The sequence below is a fragment of the Acinetobacter sp. YH01025 genome (assembly GCF_013420185.1).
Lineage (GTDB): Bacteria > Pseudomonadota > Gammaproteobacteria > Pseudomonadales > Moraxellaceae > Acinetobacter > Acinetobacter indicus.
This window is the reverse complement of sequence record NZ_VOYR01000004.1, coordinates 183624-204070: the sequence shown is the minus strand read 5'-3', so window position 1 is coordinate 204070 and position 20447 is coordinate 183624. Positions and strand designations below refer to the sequence as shown.

The 20447-nt window shown below is 44.5% G+C and carries 15 protein-coding genes and 1 pseudogene; 5 read left to right on the top strand and 11 right to left on the bottom strand.

Features of this window, described 5'->3' with window-relative positions:
* Window positions 1-109, top strand: a pseudogene (locus FTT89_RS06770) (IS5/IS1182 family transposase); the annotation flags it as partial.
* Window positions 110-514: 405 nt separating this feature from the next.
* Here the strand turns inward: FTT89_RS06770 and FTT89_RS06765 are convergent.
* The 11 genes from FTT89_RS06765 to FTT89_RS06715 form a co-directional block, all read right to left on the bottom strand.
* The gene (locus FTT89_RS06765) at window positions 515-1282 is read right to left on the bottom strand and encodes an OmpA family protein (protein ID WP_075175237.1); all 768 of its coding nucleotides are present in this window, start codon (window positions 1280-1282) and stop codon (window positions 515-517) included.
* 1 nt (window position 1283) lies between these two features.
* Window positions 1284-2243, bottom strand: a complete 960-nt coding sequence (gene tagF, locus FTT89_RS06760; RefSeq protein ID WP_180172770.1) for a type VI secretion system-associated protein TagF — start codon at window positions 2241-2243, stop codon at window positions 1284-1286.
* 31 nt (window positions 2244-2274) lie between these two features.
* Window positions 2275-6090 (bottom strand): type VI secretion system membrane subunit TssM, encoded by a 3816-nt coding sequence (gene tssM / locus FTT89_RS06755; RefSeq protein WP_160241321.1) that lies wholly within the window; start codon window positions 6088-6090, stop codon window positions 2275-2277.
* Window positions 6091-6130: 40 nt separating this feature from the next.
* Window positions 6131-7549 carry a hypothetical protein gene (locus FTT89_RS06750; RefSeq protein WP_180108667.1) on the bottom strand — a complete coding sequence of 473 codons (1419 nt, stop codon included), beginning with the start codon at window positions 7547-7549 and terminating at the stop codon, window positions 6131-6133.
* Window positions 7546-8541 (bottom strand): type VI secretion system baseplate subunit TssG, encoded by a 996-nt coding sequence (gene tssG / locus FTT89_RS06745; protein WP_180108666.1) that lies wholly within the window; start codon window positions 8539-8541, stop codon window positions 7546-7548. Before tssG ends, FTT89_RS06750 begins: the two co-directional genes overlap by 4 nt.
* Window positions 8505-10310 carry a type VI secretion system baseplate subunit TssF gene (gene tssF / locus FTT89_RS06740; protein WP_075175233.1) on the bottom strand — a complete coding sequence of 602 codons (1806 nt, stop codon included), beginning with the start codon at window positions 10308-10310 and terminating at the stop codon, window positions 8505-8507. The genes tssG and tssF overlap by 37 nt, the downstream gene beginning before the upstream one ends.
* An 11-nt stretch (window positions 10311-10321) precedes the next feature.
* Window positions 10322-10798 carry a type VI secretion system baseplate subunit TssE gene (gene tssE / locus FTT89_RS06735; protein ID WP_045795669.1) on the bottom strand — a complete coding sequence of 159 codons (477 nt, stop codon included), beginning with the start codon at window positions 10796-10798 and terminating at the stop codon, window positions 10322-10324.
* Between the two features lie 67 nt (window positions 10799-10865).
* On the bottom strand, window positions 10866-11369 hold the full coding sequence (locus tag FTT89_RS06730) for a type VI secretion system tube protein Hcp (RefSeq protein WP_005177807.1): 504 nt from the start codon (window positions 11367-11369) through the stop codon (window positions 10866-10868).
* Window positions 11370-11413: 44 nt separating this feature from the next.
* On the bottom strand, window positions 11414-12895 hold the full coding sequence (tssC, locus tag FTT89_RS06725) for a type VI secretion system contractile sheath large subunit (RefSeq protein ID WP_005177804.1): 1482 nt from the start codon (window positions 12893-12895) through the stop codon (window positions 11414-11416).
* On the bottom strand, window positions 12888-13391 hold the full coding sequence (gene tssB, locus FTT89_RS06720; protein ID WP_045795670.1) for a type VI secretion system contractile sheath small subunit: 504 nt from the start codon (window positions 13389-13391) through the stop codon (window positions 12888-12890). The genes tssC and tssB overlap by 8 nt, the downstream gene beginning before the upstream one ends.
* Window positions 13392-13411: 20 nt before the next feature.
* On the bottom strand, window positions 13412-14050 hold the full coding sequence (locus FTT89_RS06715) for a hypothetical protein (RefSeq protein ID WP_104483770.1): 639 nt from the start codon (window positions 14048-14050) through the stop codon (window positions 13412-13414).
* 390 nt (window positions 14051-14440) lie between these two features.
* Between FTT89_RS06715 and tssH the strand changes: the two genes are divergently transcribed.
* The 4 genes from tssH to icmH are packed head-to-tail and all read left to right on the top strand — an operon-like array spanning window position 14441 to window position 20443.
* The gene (tssH, locus tag FTT89_RS06710) at window positions 14441-17119 is read left to right on the top strand and encodes a type VI secretion system ATPase TssH (protein ID WP_180172769.1); all 2679 of its coding nucleotides are present in this window, start codon (window positions 14441-14443) and stop codon (window positions 17117-17119) included.
* Window positions 17120-17138: 19 nt separating this feature from the next.
* Window positions 17139-18254 (top strand): type VI secretion system protein TssA, encoded by a 1116-nt coding sequence (gene tssA / locus FTT89_RS06705; RefSeq protein WP_168407348.1) that lies wholly within the window; start codon window positions 17139-17141, stop codon window positions 18252-18254.
* A 5-nt stretch (window positions 18255-18259) separates the two neighbouring features.
* Complete coding sequence (gene tssK, locus FTT89_RS06700; protein ID WP_180006513.1) at window positions 18260-19624, top strand: type VI secretion system baseplate subunit TssK; 1365 nt, start codon at window positions 18260-18262, stop codon at window positions 19622-19624.
* A 12-nt stretch (window positions 19625-19636) separates the two neighbouring features.
* Entirely contained in the window at window positions 19637-20443 is an 807-nt protein-coding gene (gene icmH / locus FTT89_RS06695) for a type IVB secretion system protein IcmH/DotU (RefSeq protein WP_005177793.1), read from the top strand.
* Window positions 20444-20447: the final 4 nt, after the last annotated feature.

The following is a 20447-nucleotide window of genomic DNA, read 5'->3' as shown; positions in this document are numbered from 1 at the left end:
TGCTAGATTAAAGCAATTTAGAGGAATTGCCACACGCTATGACAAGCTAAAGCAAAGCTATGAAAATTCTGTTGCCTTAGCTTGTATCTTTATTTGGCTACCATTATGAAATGTCAACAGACCCTAAACTTGATCATACAATTGATAGGCTTTAATCCGGTGTAGCGTTCTATAATATGCGGGTTACGATTGACCAAAATTAAAACAACAGGGTTCTTTTATATATATTTATGCCAGGATAAGTTTGTATCCACACCAGGATAAAAGAATATATTCATGCCAGGATAAGTTTAGCTCCCGGATTTCCGCATAACGTATATTATGTTCCTTAGGATGCTTCACTGGAGAGATTAAACTATCGGTGGATCTCTCCAGTGAAGTTGTGCCAGCATACAGTTTGTATAGGGCACAATCCCCGACATTCTATTTAACATAATATACATTATACGAAATAAAATTGTAACTCCAAAATAAAAGCCATCCTGTAGATGGCTCTTATTCCTTTAATGACCACTTAAATCACTTCAAACTCAATACGACGGTTCTTTTTACGACCCTCAGCTGTTGAGTTGTCTGCCACAGGTTTGTTGGCGCCTAAACCTTCCACACTCAAACTATCTGCAGGAATATTTTTGCCAATCAAATAATCTTTTACCGCCTGTGCACGCTCTTTACTTAAGATCAGGTTTTTATTGGCATCACCAGAGCTATCAGTATGGCCAATAATTTTCACCTGCTTGCCACCAACCTTATTTAAGGCAATCGCCATCTCATCAAGAATTTTTGTCCCAGATGCGGCTAAAACCGCACTGCCAGATTCAAATTCAATAATCCGGTTTTTCAAGGCATCATCAATAATTTTCTGTTCGGCCTGATTTACAGATAACTGTGCATTAAAACGATATGGCGCCTGTACCAAGCCCTGAAAAGCATTTGTGGTTGGCTGGATATCATTTTGATTGGACATTTTTCCATTTAAATCAATTTGCGTACCGCGTACCGACAATTGACCCTGCTTCACTTTTTTTAGGTCTGGCGTGATCATTCGTGTGACCGATTCGCTCCAGCCATTGGGTGCAGCAACCGATTTAACCTGAATTTTATCAATGACTTGGTCCGCACCATACACACTGTGCATTTTAGTCAGGATGGCCTGTTTGCTGGCTTCATTCGGGACCACGCCTTCAACTACAATCGGCTGTGCACATACCCAGCTACTAACACTGAACAAGAGTACAGACAGCCATTGTTTTTTATATGTATTTAATTGATTTTTAATCATTTTATCCATCTATAAAAGTCTGTCTAAAGAGTTTGATTCCCTGGCTTAAGCTAAGCTGGCGTTCACATAAAGCCTGTTCCAACGCCGCCAAACCTGCATTTTGCTCCAGATACGGATCAATCCAGCTGGCATTGACCAATGAGACCCAATGTGAACTGTCCAGGTTTTGGATGAAAATTTCGCTTAAAGCCTGAATATCTGCGCCATGAAAGCCAAAAATCAGCAAGGGTTTGTCATAATGCAGTAAACCGACCAGCAATTCTGTGTTCTGATTGGCGACAAAACGGCTAATCAGACTGACCCAAAATGCTGCAATTTCATAGCAATAGGCATGATTATTAATCGGTAAAATCAGGACTTTATTTAATTTACTGGTGCCTTGATGGATCACCGGTTGCAGCAATAATCCCAGTCCAATCATGCTTTGTGCCAGCTCATAGGTGCTGATTTTCATCAACTGGGCAAAAGAATGTGTCGTATGATGTTCATAAAATGCTGCACTTTCATGCACATCAAACACCTGAATCTGGTTATTCAGTTTGGCCAGCTTGTCCAGCAAAATCTCAGGATCACGAATCGACTTGAGCACCCGGTTTTTCTGAAACAGATCAATCAGGGTCTGTTTATAGCGATACGGTGCGTACAGCAAATGCTCCAGGGGGACATCTACATCTAACAGATGGCTCAGTACCATCGGAAACTGTCGTCCCGAACTGTCTTCGCTGGCAATTAAGTTGGCCACCAGAAATTTATATTCCTGCGGATTGGCAATGAAAAAATCCAGTGATGGCAACTGCGTATAGCGGCTTTGAAACTCTGGAGATTGCATCGCTTTTTCCAGCGCCTCAGTAATCCACTGATCCAGTACCTGAATCAGTGAAGATTGGCCTTTGGTTTTCAAAAAATCGCCTCGGGCCGGACATTTACCATAATAAAATGGCAGGGTTTTCAGCTCATTCATCCCTGCTCTCCCACTCGCCTGTTCTGGCTGATCATGGCTGTACTCCTTCAATTCCTTTTAAAGGCGATGTGCTATTGGTGCGTGCAGTGGCAGGTGTCGGTGCTGTTTGCGCAGCCACGACACGTACCGATTTATTGGTAACCACCTGATCAACCAGCTGTAAACCCGCATAGCCACGGCTTGAGCCAATATTACCCGAGTTGCCGCTAATCAGTCGGAAGTTCAGTTTCACCGCAATATTCGGGTCCTGCTTGCTTTTCCAGACCATTTCAAAGCTGCCGCCTTGCTGGGTACGCTGAGCCGTGTCAATCAGACGGTTAATGCCGTACTCACCCGGTTCATCAAAGACGGTATGGGTTTTACCTTCTAAATCCACCGCTGTAATACGCGCACCCGGAATCGCACCCGGATTTGGCCAGACGAAATTCACCCATTGCTGAATGCCATTTTCATAAACCATACGCTGCCCATCAATATCAATGGTATAGGCCAGTAATTGCGGATTCTGTAATGGATAGAACTGGAAGTTGGACTGATTCACCGGTGCTTGCGCCGCGGTTTGAGACAATTCACCTGTCGCCATGCCATTGCTAGGCGCGACATAGCTCTGGAAATTCATCACAAATTGCGGGTTCAGGCTGATACCTAAATCTTTCCAGGTTTTTGAGGTTAAAGTATAGCCACGACGGATCACCAGCGGATCTAAATGCTCTTTCACAAAACGGGCGATACTGCCATTTTCACCAAAAATCTGGCTAATTTCATTGCTGGTCGCCTGTAAGGTCGCAGAGGAATTAAATGGATATTTTTTGCTTAAATTGGCGCTAAATGGCTGATAAGCCTGCATGGTCCAGAGTTTATTGATCTCATCCTGCGCCGGAATTAACAGGCTTTCAAATGAATGCGTTAATGGACTGATCAACAGTTTTTGTAATAGCTGCTGGTCACGTTCATTTAAGCCCACCGTCATCTTCTCATCGACCAGTTTCTGGGTACTGTTAAACACCGAACTTTGATCATTGATGGTCTGTTTCACCAAGGTCATGGCCGATGGACCAATATCGCCCGCACTTTTCAGGTCATTGAACTTGCTGCGCACCTGAGCAATCGCTTGCATATACTCATCCAGTAAAGACTTGTTCTGCTGGTCATCACGCTTACGTACCAGCTGATAGAACATCTGGAATTCTTTGGAAATTGGTCCTTGTGCTCTGGCTACGGCCTGTTCCGCCATTTTCGCTTCATCGCGGTTCAACACTTTACGTTTAAACCAGGCAATAAAACCTTTTTGCGGTGCGGCTAGTTCTGCCTGAACCACCGGATTATCCCACGAGGTTTCCTGTGCAATCCGGGTAATCATCTGACGGATTGGTGAATTTTCCGGTTCACCCAGTTTTTCAATATTCTGCGCAGACTGTTTAAATTCCTTGCCTTTGGCATAGTGCACACCAGCCAGGAATTTACGCCATTCTGCAATATATTCCTGCTTGTACAGATCGGTCAGCTGTTTACGGATCTGATCGGGGCTGCCACTAAAGGTCAGGTCATCGGACTGGGTACTGTTTAACACCCAGTCTTTAGAATCTGTTGGCCGGTTGGAAACTTCATCAATGGCGGTTTCGACGTATTCTGCCCAGGCTTTTTGGGTAAATACACCCGGTAAAGCATAACTGCCCAGCACCACCGCCTGATTATTCTCACCGACCATCTGTTTGACGGTTAAGGCCGGGAAACGTACCGCTGCACGCATTTTAATTTCGTTATAGACCCGATCACGTGCCGGCATACCACGCACCACAGACAATAACACCTGACGTGACTGATCAACCACCAAGGTATCCGCTTCCAGATTCGGGAATTTGGCATCATTGGCCAGGGTCATGGCATAAGATAAAATCTGCTCGGCATCTTTCAGCATTTGGCCGCGCGCCAAATCCCCCCGGTTGGCATCTAACCACGGACGCCAGAAACGCGTGACCTGATCACTTAAATGACCAGCTTCACGATATTCCGGATTGCTCATCATCAAGTAGGCTTTCAGTGCATTGTACGCATCTTGCGGATTACTGTCCGATGGCTCCAGATATTTCTGCTGGTTGGCCGCCTGCTTGATTTCCACATTGACATGATTGGCCTTCAGGGTTTCTTCATTGGCTTTTACCCGTTGCAGATACTGTGCCATGTTTTGCTGTGCTGGCTGCAGCACAATCTGCTGCACGCCTTGCAAATATTCAGTCTTCAGCTTTTCACGCAGCTCATTGCCCTGGTATAAACCAAAGCCAAATTTTAATGGACGATCTTCAGCAAAACTGTCCAGCTGTGACATACGGTTTTGCAGAATCAGCAAGGCTTCAAGCTGTCCGGCCAGTTCGGTACCGGAGCGCTGCTCAATCTGCACCACTTTATTCAGGTCTTGCTGCACTTCGGCAATTAACTGCTGGTTATTGCGATACGACCAGACCCACAGTCCCAGAATAATCGACACACCAAACAATGCGGCAATAAAGCCAACATAACGCTGGCGTTTACGCAGTGGATTAATATGCTGTTTGACCAGATTCTTGTCTTTTAGAATCACATCAGAAAACAGCCCTTTCAGGAAGTAACCATGGTTTTGTGAAACCGAACGGGTCGGCACACCATGTTCACTGTTGGGAATCTTGGTCAGTAAAAAGTCCTGTGCAATCTGCTCGGTCATCGGGCTTTCAATAGTGCCTTCCTGTAAGGCACTGGTGAAATAGAAACCACGGAATACCGGTTTAAACTGGTACGGATTATCTTCAAACAAGGTGCCAATAAAGGTTTTCAGTGCTGGCTTTAAGCTCTTGAATTCCAGCGGGAAAGTCATGACACTTGGGGAAATATTCTGTGAATGGCGGCGACTTAAATGGGTGGTGCTCACGCCTTTTAAACCGTCATATAAAATGCCGTAATGCTTTTCAAACAACTCGACCGCATTTTGAGAAGATTCCGCATCATAAGGTAAGGTTGCGCCCCAGACCTGATCAAACTCATTCACTTCATAACATTCAAAGAATTCGGTAAAGCCGGCAATCAGGTCCATTTTGGAAAACACCAGATACACCGGAGGATAAATTTCCAGACGCTCGGTTAAATCCTGAATCCGGGCACGTAAATTCTTGGCCAGTTTAATTGATTTTTCCGGACTCTGGCTGACCAGCTCGGCAATGCTGACAATTACAATCAGGCCATTAATTGGCGCCTGAGAACGGTTTTTCTTCAGTAAACCTAAAAAACCGAGCCATTCAGAATGATCTTCGGAATAGACCGAATAACGCCCGGCTGTATCCAGCAATACCCCTTCGGTGGAAAAGAACCAGTCACAGTTACGGGTACCGCTTAAACCGGCAGACACCATTTTCTGATGACTTTCTTCAAAGGGAAATTTCAGACCGGAGTTATAAATCGCCGAACTTTTTCCGGCGGCCGGGTTACCAATCACCATATACCACGGCAATTCATATAAGGCCGCATTGCCCTTTTTATCGCCCAGTTTAGACTTGCGGATCAGCTGAATCGATTCTTTCATTTGTTGTTGAATCAGCTGTAATTCTTCTTTATCTTTCTGCTTGCCGTATTCAGCTTCGGTGTCTTTACTGATGGCTTCGGCCAGCTCTTCGCCCTGCTTTTCATGACGATAACGCTGGATCAAGGCATAAATCCCGTATCCGACCACACCCAGAATATACACTGCCATCAGCGCCCAGAATAGATTGCGCGGAATGGTGTTATAAGATGCTATGAGTGCCACAAAAATAGACAGTGCAATAATCGCTTTCGGATTAGTCACATACTGCCAGACATAGCCTAAAATGGTATAAAACATACTGTTCTCGTTGTTCTAAAATTCGCGCGATACTGCAACATCAGCCCTGTGGGGTTTCATGGGAAACCGGCATAAAAAGTACGTGGGTGGCCGGATGTTCGGTACTGTAAATCATGGAAATAATTCCCTCTGGAAGATGCATGCCCAACATGAAAGAAAACACTTTCGATAAGTGTTGGGTATGACCAATACTTTGTTTTGTATATAAAAAATGATGAGTTTCGATTTGAGACTCAGCAAAACTCTGTTCAATCTGCTTCACGACTTTAATCTGGGTCGGATCATCCGGCATCAGCACAAAAGGCTGTTCCTGATCGAATTGCGCCAGTTCTGTCATCTGATGCTGCTGCAGGTAATGGGCAATATTTTTTTCATTCAACACCAGCTGCAGCATTTTGAATGGTTCTAACTGGTTAATCTGCACCGCGGTGGAGGCCACAATACAGCTAGAGACAAATTCAGCCGGTAAATAATGGTCGGTCAGCCAGGTTTTTTCATCAATCACGTCCTGATCAATTTCAGAATCGACCAGCACAATTAGTGATACGTCTTCGGTTTGTGCTGCGGTCTGTTCCAGCAATTCAAACCAGTCCTGATAGGCATTTTTACTGCCCCAGTAATGATGCTCGATATGAATCTGCTCCGGAATCACCTGAAAATCCTGGATAAACTCCATGATCATCTGCTGGCTGTCCATTTCATTCCACAAATGCAGCAAATCTTCTGCCAGCACCACATGAATATTAATCCGGTTTAAACGCATAACAGGTTGCACCGGCTCAGGTTCAAGGCTGTCATCTTCCTGATGGTTGGGATCAATCCAGCCCGGATGCATACGGTACTGATAGGCCAGCTCGCTGTCATAGAACAGTGCCGACTGTTTTAAATGTTCGGCAATTTGCATCAGTACATCGCTGTGCTGAACCAGCTGCTGCTGGACCAGCCGGCGCATACGTAAACTGCGCTGGCTGTCAATGCTATATTCATCTGCATCGTCGTCCAGCTCAATTTCATCATCCAGGTCTTTAATCCGATAGGACAGAATTGGCAAGCCGTAGGCATTTAACAGCTGATGATCCAGCTCCGGACTGGTGAAATTTTTTAATTCTTCAACAATCTGTTCATTTTCACCAAAGGCATGCTGGCTATAACCACTGTACAGGTTCAGCGCCACCGTTCTGACCGGCTCCACTTTTTCTTCAGGAATCTGTTGCTGGGCAAGTGCCGCCTGCTCCTGCTGCTGTTTTTGTTCTTCCTGACGTTTTTTATAACGCTGGACTGCACTATAAATGATGAAAGGTGACGTCAGCAGCAGCGTAATCGCCAAAGGCAAAAACACAAAAAATGCCAGCATATCTGCCGTATCGGGATCATGCTGAATATCGCGCCAGTAAAAGATAATGGCGGTGCTGACCAGAATAAAAATACTGACAAAAGTGCCAATGATCCACTTGATCATCTTTGATCCCCCAACAGCGGATAACAGCTATCACGATTATCTGCCCGTGCCTGTGGCATTAAAAAAGCCCCTTGCCCTAGCCCCGCATGATGACTGGAGTTCAGACACAAAGGCTGAATGTCTTCTTTGCTCAGCACCAAACGCAAGTCAACCATTAGAGTCGGACTGCACCAGGTCTGTAAGAGTTTTTTCAGTTTAGTGCTGGCTCGCTGTCCCGGTAAAAATTCCTGATATTGCTGCCGGTTTAAAGGTCCGACTTCAATTTCAATCTTGCCATCAATCTGGCGGATGGTTTCCCCACAAAAGGTATTTACGCCAAGCAAGGCCGGATTGCTGCCACCTAAACAGGTTTTATGCGCATCATTCAGTTTGAATTTTTCTTCAATAAATTCATGCACAGTAAAATCGGTTTTAAAAATACAGTTCAGCACGGTTTTTAAGGCATGTGCAGTGTTGTTCTGGCCCTGCATCAGGCCTGAAAATTCTGCAAAATAATGGTCCATTTCATCCTGTTCATGTTGTGAACGGATGTAACCATTGAGCGCATGCAGAATATCCAGATAATGATTGTCGTGTTCGACCTCATAACGTACCGGCAAGTTATAAGCCAAGCTGGCTTCAATATATTGTCCGGTCAGTTTGTTATTAAACAAACTGAGGAACTGCACGGTTTCTTCACGCTGGATACGTGGACTCTGGCGGACGCGCTGGGTATAGGTATACGGTAAGGCCCCCTGAATGCCGGTGAGTCCCACCATTAAATTGGTCAGCTGAATCTGATCATCTTCAACCGCCAACGTTTCAATTTCTGCCGCCGGAAAATTCAGATTGAGCGAGGTCTGAAACTGAAAGCCCTTTTTCCAGTCGGCCTGTACGGCCTGTTCAGGTGCATGACGCAGCAGCCGCGTGGCCTGAATAAACTCATACGCCGTCGGCTGTTCAACCAGATCTGCAATTACAGAAGTTTCTTGCCACCAACGTTCTGCACGCATTGGTATAACTCCTGTAAGCTGTTGGCATCGCGCACCACCACATCCACAAAGCTGTTCATCTGAACTTTTAAGTTAAAGATATGACTGAGCAAGGTACTGAAAATATAAAGGCTATGGCCACGAAATACCTGTGGATCAATATCCAGATGCACTTTCAGACCACGGACAAATAAAGGAAAGGGTTTAGCTTCGACCATTTTCTGGGTTAACGAAAACTCGACCGCTTTAATTGAGTCAATAATTAAATGATTTTCTTTAGATTTTGGTAGGTTATAAAGTTCAAGCAGCTCTTTGATATGACTGATCGCATCGCCTTTCATCAAAGACAAGGTGTTTAAGGATAAATGCGAGATCACCCGCCATTGTTCCATTTTATTCTGCTCAAAATAATACGGCTTATTCGGACGCTTCAGTACCAGAGCGCGCCGTGCTAGACTGCTGTCATTCAGATTTAAAATATTATTGGCTTGGCTTAAAGCCTCATGTGGCAAGTCACGGTTTGAGCAAAGCAGTTTGGCGCTGATAAAATCCGACTTGGTGTGCTGCGGTTGTAATTGCTTTGACAATACACTGTAGCCCGTTTCCACAAAACGGTTATGCAGCTGCTTGGCATTTAGGGCGTAATAAAACTGAATATCTTCATGCCGATAATGACTCATGGCAAAAAATGGATAAACCGGAAAAACCACCTGATCCTGATTGGTTTTTTCCCGGATCATGTTCATTTCCTGAATGCTATACATCTGATAAAACTCAGGATGATGCGCATCGGTCACCAGTGGATATTCCAGCTGCTTGTGATCAATTTTTTGCGGTTCGGCTTGCTTCTCAAACAGGTTCACCACCGGTGTGGCAAATAATTTAAAGTTAGCCACGTTCAGTTCGGAATAATTGCGAATCACCATCTGATCATTCAGATTCAGTTTCAGATGAATCAGCAATTCAAACTGGCTCTGATCTTCGAAATAATGCAGAAAATCCAGATTCAGACTCAGGAAATTAAACTTTTCCGGAAAGCAGAAATATTCCAGCAATAACCGGTAGGCATGATGGGTATGCTCATCTAGCGGCAGTACACTCTCCTGCTCATGCATACCCATCAGCTGAAATGGATTAGCAATCTGAATTTGGCGCTGGCCAATTTTTAGCGAAAATCCGGTACTGGGACTGAAAATACCATCGAGTACCTGGAGTGGAAAATTGGAAATCGCATCAAGATAAATTGGCAACTGCTGTTGTTGCAGCAATGTGTGTGCCTGATTAAAAATTTCAAAACTCAGACTTAAGGTTGCGTTCTGGTTCAAGTGCATATGCGCACTCGGATTGCTCTTGAATTCCAGCTTGTTGAGCTGAATTGGCAATAAATTCACGCTGTGTGTGCTTGAAAACTCGCACTGAACGCCTTTGAAACTCCTGGATTTTAACGCCGTGCCTTTGGGAATTGTATGTGCTTCGGTCAGCTGTTTAATTTTATTGAGATCTTCAAAGCTGACCACAGAACAGGCCGGAAAAGGCTTTAGGTACTGTGGAAACATGACCTCAAACAAGGCGCGGGTAAAAATGTCGTAGCTGTCTGCCAGTTTTTTATCAATACGTGCGGCTATTAGTGAAAATGCCTGAATTAAACGCTCGATATGCGGGTCATCAATCTGTTCCTGATTTAAAGACAGACGCTGCGCGATTTTAGGATATTTCTGGGAAAATTCACGAGATTGCTGGCCGAATTCTTGCAGCTGTTTTTCGTAATAAGGTAACAAGTCTTCAATCACAGGAATCCCACTTATGCACGTGCCGAAATAACATATTGTTGTGTTGTTGGTTTTAATAAAGCATCAAAAATCACAGGTTCATATAAAGGATGAATATTGATATAGGCCTGAATACTCAAGCACAAAGCCCCCATATCCTGTTCATCTAATAACATTTCAACTTTAATCTGTCTTAAACGCGGTTCATGTGCCGCGATGGATTGTGCAATAGACTGGCAGATTTTATCGCGGTCACTTGGATTAGCGGTCGATAAGCCGACAAAATCAATAATCCCAAACTGCATAATGGACTTTTTAACCAGTGGAAAATCATCAATCTGTTCATGCAAAGATGCCATGCGGCTATTGAGCAGGTCTTCCAGATCTGCAGCGACAGATTCGCGAAGTTCCTGTAATGACAACCCCTTTAAATGATAATCTTCTGTAGTTAAAAGCCGGTCAAATAATGTAGTTCTAAAACCGTACGGATAAAGCTGGTCTAAATTCATGTATTACTAATTAAGCATAAAATCAGCTAGAGGCTGGCATAGCGCCAGCCTCCCGTGGTCATACAAATTAAGCAGCGTAAGATGCTGTGTTATTTGAAAGTGACCATTTTTTAGTAACTGCACCTTTTTGGGTACCGTTAATGTCTTGCTGGTTATAAGTCCACTCGACTGCGGCATATTTCAAACCGAATGATTCAGTTGGAACACCTTCTTCATTCACAGTTGGCGTTACGCTTGAAACCAGTACATGTTTCAGTTTGATTTGCAGGTACTTGATACGCTTGTCACCGTTAGCACGATAGAAATCGATCTGTACTTCATCGAAGGTATAACCCGCAGAACATGCTTCCCAAAGTTTTGGACTGGTTGCATCCAAATCTTTAACAAAAACCATGTCTGAGTGTTCTACACGCTCAGCAGTATGACCACCTACACTTGAAGAAGTTGCTGATTTAGGCTGACGGATATTGTGCGCCCAAGAATTTACTTCTAGCCAATCTTTGTGCTCTGCGTCACGCGATTCGCCATCAACTTTATACTTCCCTCGAAACTGTACGTAGATATCTTTCATTTTATAAATTTTCCTGTTTTAGTTAAAAGTTATTATAAGTTGCCTCAATTTGAGGACTGAGGTAACTCAGTAACAAGTCGCAAAGAAACCGACAACTCGTCCAACTGGAAATGCGGTCTTAAGAAAACCACAGACTTGTAGTGTCCCGGCTGAGCAGGATTTTCTACAACCTTTACCGATGCTTCACGAAGCGGATATTGTGCTTTCGCTTCCTGAGAGGCACCGTCGTCAAGCAAGACGTATTGCGATAACCAGTCATTTAAAAAGGCTTCAACATTGCCAGCAGAGGCAAAGCTGCCGACCTTGTCGCGCATCATGGCTTTTAAATAATGGGCAATACGCGAAACCGCCATAATATATTGAATCTGGCTAGATAAGGCCGAGTTGGCATTGGCGCTATCGCTGTCGTATTTCTTCGGTTTTTGTGCAGATTGCGCACCAAAGAACGCCGCGTAGTCAGTATTTTTACAATGTACCAGTGGAATGAAGCCTAAATCGCTTAATTCTTTTTCACGACGGTCAGTAATGGCAATTTCAGTTGGACACTTGAAGACCACTTCGCCATCGCTGGTTTTAAAGGTATGGACCGGCAGGCCTTCGACCAGACCACCACCTTCAACGCCACGAATTGCCGCACACCAGCCATGCATATCAAAGGCATTGGTTAAACGGGTACCAAAGGCATACGCCGCATTCATCCATAAATATTCATCATGGTTTTGGCCCGACACTTCTTCAATAAAGTTAAAGCCTTCAGTGGCTGCACCATCTTTCGGATGGAACGGTAAACGGCCCAATACACGCGGCATGGTCAATGCGACATAACGTGAATCTTCGCTGTCACGAAATGAACGCCACTGTACATATTCTGCAGTTTCGAAAATCTTGGATACATCACGTGGACGGTCAATATCGGTAAACGATTCCAGCCCCAGAATGCTCGGACTTGCCGCAGAAATAAATGGTGCATGCGATGCCGCAGCCACGTGCGAAATCTGCTCCAGCAGATACATATCTGAAGGCGTACGGTCAAATTCGAAGTCACCAATTAAAGTCGCATACGGTGCACCACCAAATGAACCATACTCTTCTTCATAAATTTTCTTGAACAAGGTACTCTGATCAAAATCAGTCGCGCCCTGGAAATCTTTGACCAGTTCTTTTTTGGTCGTATTCAGCATGCGGATTTTAATCAGCGGATTCGACGGTGTTTCCTGACAGAAATAATATAAACCGCGCCAGGTCGATTCAATTTTCTGGAACTGCTCATGATGCATGATTTTGCTGAGCTGGGCAGAAATCAGCGCATCAATTTCAGCGATACGTTTGTCAATCGACAAAGTCATGTTTTCAGAAACAGTAATTGTCCCGGCCATGACTTCTTTGGCCAGTTCACCAATCAGGCTTTTGGCACGGTCATGTTCTTCTTCATTGCGGGCAATCCGGCTTTGCTCGACAATCGAGTCCAGCAAAGTCAGTTCTTCTGCAGTCTGGGTTTGCGCCTGAACGGCCTGAGCATTAGTCATGATCTGCCTCCGCGCTTAATTTACGAATCTGGTCAGTATTTTTTAATACTTCATCCAGCAGATCTTCCAGACGTTCGCTATTGGAAATCTTGTTACGCAAATCGGTTAAACGCTCACGTGCTTCGACCAGTTTACGCAGCGGATCAACCTGTTGTACTACACTTTCCGGACGGAAATCTTCCATGGAAGTGAAGGTCAGATCCACCGACATGCGACCGCCCTCTTCGGTTAAGGTGTTTTCCACATCAAATGCTGCGCGTGGCGCCAAAGATTCCATCACTTCATCAATGTTATCCAGGTCAACATTAATGAATTTTTTATCTTTTAATTTGGTCTTTTCCAGTTCAGAAGCAGCAGAGAAATCCCCCAACACCCCCACCACAAAAGGCAATTCTTTCACTTCTTTGCCATCACCCACTTCAACATCGTAAGTCAGTTGAACACGTGGAGGACGAATGCGCTGAAGTTTCTTTTGTACACTTTCACGTTTAGCCATAATACAGTGATCCTGTTTTATTATTTTCGTAGCGATTCAAATGGATTATTTGAAGCCGCTGGTTTTGCTGCCGGAGCAGTTGTTCTTGTTGCAGTTGCTGCCTTGGTCGATGCGGTACGTGTGGTTTTAGCACGACTTGCATTACTGCTTGCTTTACGTGCTGCAGCACGTTGGGCTGCAGCTTTTTTGGCAAGCGATGCATTGGTAATGGCCTTGGCAGAACTGGTATCCGGAGCAGGCACTGAAGCGCGGATAGTATCCGATAATTCCTTGGCCGCTGGATAGGTCACTTCGTCAGATAAAAAGCGCATTTGCTCGGTACGCATATAGTTTAAGGCATTTTTGGCAATCGAAACGCCTGCTAAAAAGTGTGCATCGGTCAGGTCAGGATGGCGTACGCCCTGGTTTTCCAGCTGTTCTACCAGCTGCAGGGTCTTCATATTTTTACCAAGTTCCTGAAAACGTTTTGCGGCTTGAACTTGCAGTTCTTGTTTCACCTCTTGATTTTTTTTATTTTCTTTGGCACACACTTGCTGATAAATCCCCAACAATGCCTGATCAGTTTCTCCCTTAACCAGCGGATAATCCTTGATACAGCCTCGTTTTAGCTCAATCTGCTCATCTGCATAAGCAATTGGGGTGGCACAAAGTGTCGCCATTAGGGGAAAAAGAAGAATACTTTTTTTCAAAACGAGCCTCTAATTTCTAAATTCATTTATAGTGAATGGGTGTATTTGAAAACTGAACACGAACAATTTTTATCAAAAAAAAACATCGCGCAAATTTAACAAAAAATAAACTTCTGGCGTCAAGACAAATTCTGCCAACTATCGACAATAATTGTCATATTTTTGTTTCCGGTAAAATTATTTTTGTCTTATTTGTTTTCATTTTTGAAAAAATTTTAGGTAGAATACTACAACCCCAATATCTATATCAATGCAAATTATTGATATGTAAGTAAAATTTATTTTATTTACTGAAAAAGATGTTCAGCCCATGGTCGCTACTTTAACCCATTTGGACTGGAATTATAACTAGAGCGTGTTATGAATAATTTAAAAATTTTGATTAATAAACTATCAAGTCATGCCAGAACAGCCTTAGAAAAGTCTGCCAATGCCTGTATTAATCAGCAGAACTACGAAATTGAAATAGAACACTTTTTCCTAGAATTATTAACCCAAGACCATAAAAATGACCTGAGTCTCCTTCTCGATAAATATAAAATTTTAAAAGATGATCTCATTCATGATTTAAAAGAAAGTGTCAGTCACCTGCCAAAGGGTAATTCTCGTACACCTATCTTTGCAAAATCTATCATTCGTCTGTTAGAGCAAGCCTGGTTATTAGCCTCAGCCGAGCAAAATCCGCAAATTCGTAGCGGTCACTTACTGGTTGCTTTGCTAACCGCACCTGATCTTTATCAGATTGCAGTGCGTGCTTCGAGCCTGTTTGACCTGTTCCCAATTGACACCATGAAGCACAAATTCTTAGATGTATGTGTCAAAAGTGTCGAAAATGAAAACGCTACTGTCCCGGAAACGGCTGAAACTGAAAGCGTCACAGCTATCGAGCCTGCACCAAATAGCAAAAAAACACCTGCGCTGGATCAATACACCATTGACCTGACTGAAAAAGCCAGAACGGGCGCAATTGATCCGGTGATTGGCCGTGAATTTGAAATCCGTCTGATGCTGGACATTTTAATGCGTCGCCGTCAGAACAATCCGATTTTAACGGGTGAACCCGGTGTCGGAAAAACTGCGGTGGTAGAAGGTTTGGCACTTAAAATTGCCAATAACCAGGTACCCGATGCGCTGAAAAACGTGCATTTGCATGTGCTGGATATGGGCCTGTTACAGGCTGGTGCCAGTGTTAAAGGTGAATTTGAAAACCGCTTAAAACAGGTGATTCAGGAAGTTCAGGCTTCGACTCATCCGATTATCCTGTTTATTGATGAAGCGCATACCTTAATTGGTGCTGGTGGTCAGGCTGGTCAAAATGATGCCGCCAACCTGCTGAAACCAGCACTGGCTCGTGGTGAGTTACGTACTATCGCGGCCACCACTTGGGCCGAATATAAACAGTATTTTGAAAAAGATGCCGCGCTCAGCCGCCGTTTCCAGGTGGTCAAAGTTGAAGAGCCAACTGAAGAAGTCGCAATTGATATGCTGCGCGCCATGATTCCGGTGATGGCCAATCACTTTAAGCTGAATATTGATGATGAAGCAATTGTCACGGCTGTGCATGCCTCACATCGTTATATCAGTGGTCGCCAGCTCCCGGATAAAGCGATTAGTGTATTAGATACCGCCGCTGCACGTGTGGCGCTGACTCAAAATGCCCAGCCGGTGAAACTCGATCAGTTACAGGCGCAGCTGCACAATTTAACACTTGAACGCGAAATTGTTGAAAAAGAACATGCACACTTCCCGATTCATCATGAACGTTTAGACGGTTTAAATCAGAAAATTACTGCTCTTGAGCAGGAAATTGCCGATACACAACAGCAATGGCAACAAGAACTGGAACTGGTTCAGCAGATTCAGACGCTAGAACAGCAGACCGAAGCCGATGAAAACAGCCAGACCCAGATGCAGCAGTTACGCAGCCAGTTGCAGCAACTGCAAGGTCAACATCCGCTGGTATTTGAACGCGTCAATGCCCAGATTATTAATGAAATTATCTCGGACTGGACCGGTATTCCTGTCGGAAAAATGATTAATGATGAAATCAAGCAGGTTCTGACCTTAGAAGATAAACTTTCTGAGCGTGTTATGGGGCAAGACTATGCCCTGCATCAACTGGTGCAAGGTATTAAAACCTCAAAAGCCAAGTTGGAAGATCCAAACAAACCGCAAGGCGTGTTCCTGCTGGTCGGCCCAAGTGGGGTTGGTAAAACTGAAACTGCCCTGGCCTTGGCCAATGAGTTATACGGTGGTGAATCGCATCTGATTACCATCAACATGTCGGAATATCAGGAAGCGCATACGGTTTCATCTTTAAAAGGTGCGCCGCCGGGTTATGTGGGTTATGGTCAAGGCGGTGTGCTGACGGAAGCCGTACGTCGTAATCCATATAGCGTGGTCCTGCTCGATGAAATTGAAAAAGCGCATAGTGATGTGCAGGAACTGTTCTATCAGGTGTTTGATAAAGGCATGCTCGAAGATGGTGAAGGTCGCCTGATTGACTTTAAAAATACCACCATCCTGCTGACCTCTAACGCCGGTTCCGGCGCCATCATGCAAAGTTGCCTGCCGCTGCCGGTAGATGAATGGCCAAGCGCAGAACAGCTGATTGAAAAGCTGAAACCAAGTTTGTACAAGCAGTTCAAACCGGCCTTTTTAGGACGTATGCGGATTGTGCCGTATTACCCATTGCATGATGATTTACTGGTGCAAATTATCCAGCACAAACTCGGTAAAATTACCGCGCGTCTGGAACAGCAGTACCAGACCAAAGTCAGCTATTCCGACGATTTAATCGAATTACTGCTGAGTCGCTGTACCGAAGTCGATAGTGGTGCACGTAATGTCGACAATATTCTGAATTCTTCGGTGCTTCCGGCCTTGGCGACAGAAATCCTGATGGCACTGGCCGAGCAAAAAATTCCGCAACTGATTCATATTGATGTCAAAGACGATGAAATCATCTATCAGCTCGATCCGGAACAAAAAACGGCCAAAAAACAAAGCAGTAAAAAAGCAAAGATGACTGAAGCGTGATCAAGGATTCAGAACAGCAATGAACCTCAACCTCGATGTATTGTTACACCCGATTTCTGCCGAACAGCCTTGCGGAGAAGATTATTCTTTTTCCAATGAGTTTCATGCCATTAAAAAGGCCAAAACTCAGGATGATCCGCTTCTCGATCAGGGCGATTGGGTCTCCGAACCCAAACAGGCCGATTGGGATTTTGTACATAGCAAATCGACTGAATTACTGGAAAGCAAAACCAAGGATATCCGTTTATATGGCTGGCTGCTGGAAGCATGGAGCAATTTGTATGGTTTTGAGGGTATTGCTCAGGCCATTCAACTTAGCCATCGCAGCTTGAATGAATACTGGTTGCAGCTGCATCCGGAAATTGAAGATGATGATCTGGATCAGCGTATTGGTTTATTACAAGGTTTGATCAACCAGATTCCGGTACTGATTAAAACCGTGCCGATTGTGACTGCACCGCACCTGAGCCTGCGTGATTATGACAATTTTCTGTATCAGGACAATTTGCGTCGCAAGCAAAGTGAAGATTCATCTGATCAATCAGCTGCGCCACAGCTGGAACAGTTTGATCAGGCGCTGTTGAATACCTCGAAGTCGCTGCAATACCAGAATTACCAGCACTTTCTGGACATTTTGCAGCAGTGGTCAAGTTTAAAAGAAGTACTGGATCAATTGATGGGCCTGGATGCACCAAGTTTTGCCGCCATTGACTCACAGCTCGATTCGATTCATTCCACGCTTAAAAAATTATATAAAACAGATGCCTTTGCCGCGCAGACTCTGGTTGAAGCATCTGAACAGAATAACATTGTGACTGCTGATGCCATCAATGCTACAGCAGCCCCTGCCATAGCGATGCCCATCATGAATGCACCGACCGGTTTTCAACCGCAACCTCAAAACCATCTGGCCAACCGTGAACAGGCCATGCAGGTTTTACAGGAAATTGCCGATTACTTTCAGGCCAATGAACCCCATAGCCCGGTCAGCTACATGCTGCAAAAAACCATTAAATGGAGTCAGATGCCGCTGCATGAATGGCTGACTCAGGTAATTAAAAATGACAACCCGCTTGAAAATATTCAGGAATTACTGGGTGTGCAAAGCTCTAATGAAACAAATAGTGATTGGTAAGTGCCATGTTTAAAGCAGATAAAATTCTTTGGGGCGAAGGCTTATTTTTACGCCCGCAACATTTTCAGTTGCAAGACAGCTATCATGAACAGCGCCTGAACCATACTGTTCGTTCCACCATTCCATTTGCTTATGGTGTGCAATCTATAAAGTTTGATGAAGCTCAGCTAAATACCCATGTGCTGGCTTTAGAAAGTATTGAAATGCTGTGGCAAGATGGAGAAATCTATCAGGCGCCAGCACGTGATTTACTACCTGAACCGGTACAGCTGGATGACCTGAATCTGCGTGGTGAAATGCTGGTTTATCTAGCGCTACCGATTGTACAGCCAAATAAAAATAATGTGGTGTTTGAATCTGGCGCTCAACCGGGCCGTTACCATTCACATCTCACTCAAACCCATGATTTATTCACCGACGCTACCCCGGCAGATATTACCCTGCTGAAACGCCGTGCCGAATTTAAACTGCTGGATGCCCAGTTTGAACCAAATCATGAAATGGATGGCTTTATCTATTTGCCGGTGGCCAAAATCAAACGCCACAGTTCCGGCCATTTCGAGTTTGAGCGCAAATTTATTCCACCAATTTTACATATTGAATCGAGCGACAGCTTGCTGCAAGGCCTGCGCCGTACCTTGAATGTGATTAAAGCCAAAATCAAAACCATTCAAACCAATAACCGGGAAAATGAACAGAAACTGATTGAGTTCCGTTCTGGCGATATTGTTTCGTTCTGGCTGGTGAATGCCTTAAATACTGCACATGCGACTTTAAGTCATGTTCTGCAATATCCTCAGATTCATCCGGAACGTCTATTTTTTGAATTATTACGTTTAACCGGTTCTTTGCTGACCTTCTCGACGGCCTATGAAGTCGATCAGTTGCCGCATTATAAGCATCATCAGCTACAGGACAGTTTTGAACAGCTGGATGTCATTCTGAGAGAATTGCTGGATACCATTATTTCCAGCCGTTATATCAGCATCGCCCTGAAAGAAATCCGTCCGTCTTATTGGGTCGGCAGTCTGGAATCCGACAAGATTACTCGCGATACCCGTCTGTATATTGCCGTGTCCAGCTCGATGATGCAGGCGCATGAACTGATCCAGATTGTGCCACTGCGTTTTAAAGTCGGTAATACGGTTGATGTTGAACAGCGCGTGATGGCTGCCTTACCGGCTATTCCAATTCATCACCTGATGCAGGTTCCGACCGCTATTCCGGTACGTTCCGGAGTGAGCTATTTTGAAATTGAGCCGAATAATGACCTGTATCAACGCATGCTCGACTCGGAATCGATCTGTATCTATGTGCCGGCCGGCTTCCAGGATCTTTCTATTGAACTTATTGCTGTCATGAACGGTTAAGGACATTTTTTCATGAATACTCCACATCATGCACCTTCCTTATTTGATGATGGTCAGATTGGTACTGGTCTGACCCCACCACAGGTCAACCCGAAAATTAGCAATAGTGCCAATCTGGTCGATTTACTTCATGACGGCTTCTATATTGTGTTCTTGATCAAGAACCAGTATGTGCCAGGCAATGTTGAAGCATTCCGTGAAAAAATCATGGATATGCTGAACCGCTTTGAAACCCAGGCAAAAAAACTGCAGTTTTCAGCCGATGATATTCACGATGCCAAATATGCGTATTGTGCCTTGCTGGATGAAACCATTGTGACCCAGCAGGACCCGCAATTTTTTGATTTGCAGAATCACTGGCTGATTAATCCCCTACAACTCAATCTGTTCGGTTCGCAGCTGGCCGGCTATCGCTTTTTTGAAATGCTGGAACAGCTCAGAAGTCGTGGCAAAGAACGTCTGGCGGCTTTAGAGGTTTATCATTACTGCATGCTGCTGGGCTTTCAGGGCAAATATCGTATTGAGTCGATGGAAGCGCTGAACCATATTGTGGCGCGTGTTGGCGATGAAATTGATTATCTGAAAGGCAAGAAAACCGCGTTTTCGCCTTTTGCCGCCTTACCGGATCAGATCAAACATATTATTCACCGTGAATTACCTTTTTTCTGGATTTTGCTGTTCTTAGCCCTTTTTGCCTTATTGTCCTTTGCCGGCCTGCGTTACATGCTGTCCAACCAGAATAATAGCGCAATGAGCCAATATCAAAACGTGATTACTGCACCAACGGAACAGGCGCATATCACCATTCATTTACCATAAAATT

What these genes read in the sequence shown, in the direction of transcription:
- tagF (WP_180172770.1), bottom strand. Translation starts at nt 2,243, where the DNA reads ATGAATGAGCTGAAAACCCTGCCATTTTATTATGGTAAATGTCCGGCC.
- tssB (WP_045795670.1), bottom strand. Translation starts at nt 13,391, where the DNA reads ATGGCTAAACGTGAAAGTGTACAAAAGAAACTTCAGCGCATTCGTCCT.
- tssC (WP_005177804.1), bottom strand. Translation starts at nt 12,895, where the DNA reads ATGACTAATGCTCAGGCCGTTCAGGCGCAAACCCAGACTGCAGAAGAA.
- tssM (WP_160241321.1), bottom strand. Translation starts at nt 6,090, where the DNA reads ATGTTTTATACCATTTTAGGCTATGTCTGGCAGTATGTGACTAATCCG.
- tssG (WP_180108666.1), bottom strand. Translation starts at nt 8,541, where the DNA reads ATGCGTGCAGAACGTTGGTGGCAAGAAACTTCTGTAATTGCAGATCTG.
- tssH (WP_180172769.1), top strand. Translation starts at nt 14,441, where the DNA reads ATGAATAATTTAAAAATTTTGATTAATAAACTATCAAGTCATGCCAGA.
- FTT89_RS06730 (WP_005177807.1), bottom strand. Translation starts at nt 11,369, where the DNA reads ATGAAAGATATCTACGTACAGTTTCGAGGGAAGTATAAAGTTGATGGC.
- tssE (WP_045795669.1), bottom strand. Translation starts at nt 10,798, where the DNA reads ATGAATTTAGACCAGCTTTATCCGTACGGTTTTAGAACTACATTATTT.
- FTT89_RS06750 (WP_180108667.1), bottom strand. Translation starts at nt 7,549, where the DNA reads ATGATCAAGTGGATCATTGGCACTTTTGTCAGTATTTTTATTCTGGTC.
- tssA (WP_168407348.1), top strand. Translation starts at nt 17,139, where the DNA reads ATGAACCTCAACCTCGATGTATTGTTACACCCGATTTCTGCCGAACAG.
- tssK (WP_180006513.1), top strand. Translation starts at nt 18,260, where the DNA reads ATGTTTAAAGCAGATAAAATTCTTTGGGGCGAAGGCTTATTTTTACGC.
- FTT89_RS06765 (WP_075175237.1), bottom strand. Translation starts at nt 1,282, where the DNA reads ATGATTAAAAATCAATTAAATACATATAAAAAACAATGGCTGTCTGTA.
- FTT89_RS06715 (WP_104483770.1), bottom strand. Translation starts at nt 14,050, where the DNA reads ATGGCGACACTTTGTGCCACCCCAATTGCTTATGCAGATGAGCAGATT.
- icmH (WP_005177793.1), top strand. Translation starts at nt 19,637, where the DNA reads ATGAATACTCCACATCATGCACCTTCCTTATTTGATGATGGTCAGATT.